This window comes from Pseudomonas sp. 2VD (assembly GCF_005503585.1).
GTDB classification, from domain to species: Bacteria; Pseudomonadota; Gammaproteobacteria; order Pseudomonadales; family Pseudomonadaceae; genus Pseudomonas; species Pseudomonas aeruginosa.
In genome coordinates, this window is the sequence record NZ_SCND01000632.1 from 1 (window position 1) to 1561 (window position 1561).

General features: G+C 64.3%; 2 protein-coding genes. One reads left to right on the forward strand and one right to left on the reverse strand.

Annotated elements, in window-relative coordinates; translation table 11 throughout:
- Window positions 1-554, reverse strand: a 554-nt coding sequence (locus FFS27_RS32595) for a pyrimidine/purine nucleosidase domain-containing protein (protein ID WP_137952546.1), incomplete at its 3' end; no start/stop codon positions are given.
- Between the two features lie 419 nt (window positions 555-973).
- On the opposite strand from FFS27_RS32595, the gene FFS27_RS32600 reads away from it, so the two are divergent.
- Window positions 974-1483 carry a GNAT family N-acetyltransferase gene (locus FFS27_RS32600; protein ID WP_003101282.1) on the forward strand — a complete coding sequence of 170 codons (510 nt, stop codon included), beginning with the start codon at window positions 974-976 and terminating at the stop codon, window positions 1481-1483.
- The last annotated feature ends 78 nt before the right edge of the window (window positions 1484-1561 follow it).

Below are 1561 nucleotides of genomic sequence, written 5' to 3' on the forward strand. Positions count from 1 at the left end.
GTGCAGACATCCAGGCTGCGCAGGCCGAGTTCGTGGCCGACCCTCTTGGTGTACTTGTATTCCTCGCTGCTGATCGAGTGGCCGCCCCAGCACACGACGATCTTCGGCTCGACGCCGGGGCGCAGCGTACGGGCGTTGCGCAGCAGCTGGAAGACGTAGTCGGTGAGGCCTTGGGAGCTGTCCAGGTCGACGTGCTGGCTGTCCAGCCCGCTCTGGGTGTAGACGATGTCGCGCAGGGCGCTGAACAGCATCTCGCGGGTGCTGGCGATCATCTCGCCATCGACGAAGGCGTCGGCCGGCGCGTTGATCAGCTCCAGGCGCACGCCTCGGTCCTGCTGGTGGATACGCACCTCGAAGTCCTTGTAGGCGTCGAGGATGGTCTTGGCGTTGTCGCTGTGGGCGCCGGTATTGAGGATCGCCAGGGCGCACTGGCGGAACAGTTGGTAGGTCTTGCCGTTGGCGGTTTCGCTCAGTTGTTGCACTTCGCGTTGGGAGAGGGTTTCCAGCGTGCCTTTCGGACTGACCGAGGCGTTGATCACAGGGCGATGAGACATGTGCGATTCCATGCAGGGGACGCGGCGGCGTAGAAGAACCGCCGCATCCGGATAAGGGAGCGCCGGGCAGGTTGCGTGCCGGGGGAGAGGGCGATCAGCCGTCGGAGTGGGGCGACGAGGCAACCGTGCGCTGGGGCTTGGCTCCAGGGTCTTGGTTAAATGTAATAGCGAGAACCTGACTGATCTGACAAGGAAAATCTCGAATTTATCTGTCGCCGGCCTGGCACCGGGGAAATCCTGCCACTAGCCATGGGCGAAAAAATCCGGCATCAGCTGGGATAATCGACTCTTCTCCTGATATCGTTGCGTTTCCGCCGGATGCTCGGCCAGTCGAAGGGAGGAACGAAGCATGTCGTATGAACAGTCCAGCAGCGTACCTAGCGACTTTCTTTCCTCCTTTTTCCAAGAGCCTGTCATCCATGATCGAACTCAGAACCATCACCCGCGACGACTGGGAAACCTGCATTGACCTGAAGGTCGCCCGCCACCAGGCGCACTTCGTCGCTTCCAACCTCTATTCGCTGGCCCAGAGCCGCTTCCTGCCGGGGTTCCGCGCGGTCGGCATCCACCACGGCGGGCGCATGGTCGGCTTCGCCCTCTACGGCCCCGACGCCGACGACGGCCACTACTGGCTCTACCGCCTGATGATCGACCGCCGCTACCAGGGCAAGGGGCATGGCCGCGCCGCCCTGCAACGGATCATCGCCAGCGTGCGCCGGACGAGGCGGCGCAGCGATCGCCTGATGGTCGCCTACGCCGTCGACAACGACGTGGCCCGCCAGCTTTATCGGGACGCCGGCTTCGTCGAACAGGGCCTCGCGCCCTGGGGCGAGACGATGGCCTGCCTGATGCTGCCGGAGCCGTCCCATCGCTCCGGGAAGGTCGCCGGAGCGCCGGGCGGGCGTGCAGCGCACGGCGTCCCGGCGTAGAATCGCGGGATTCGGCAGTTCCCTCCAATACCTATAACGACCATCCAACGCACATCGCCGCCCCGGACCCTTGCGTCC

Coding starts and splice junctions, on each gene's coding strand:
- FFS27_RS32600 (WP_003101282.1), top strand. CDS start 974: ATGATCGAACTCAGAACCATCACCCGCGACGACTGGGAAACCTGCATT.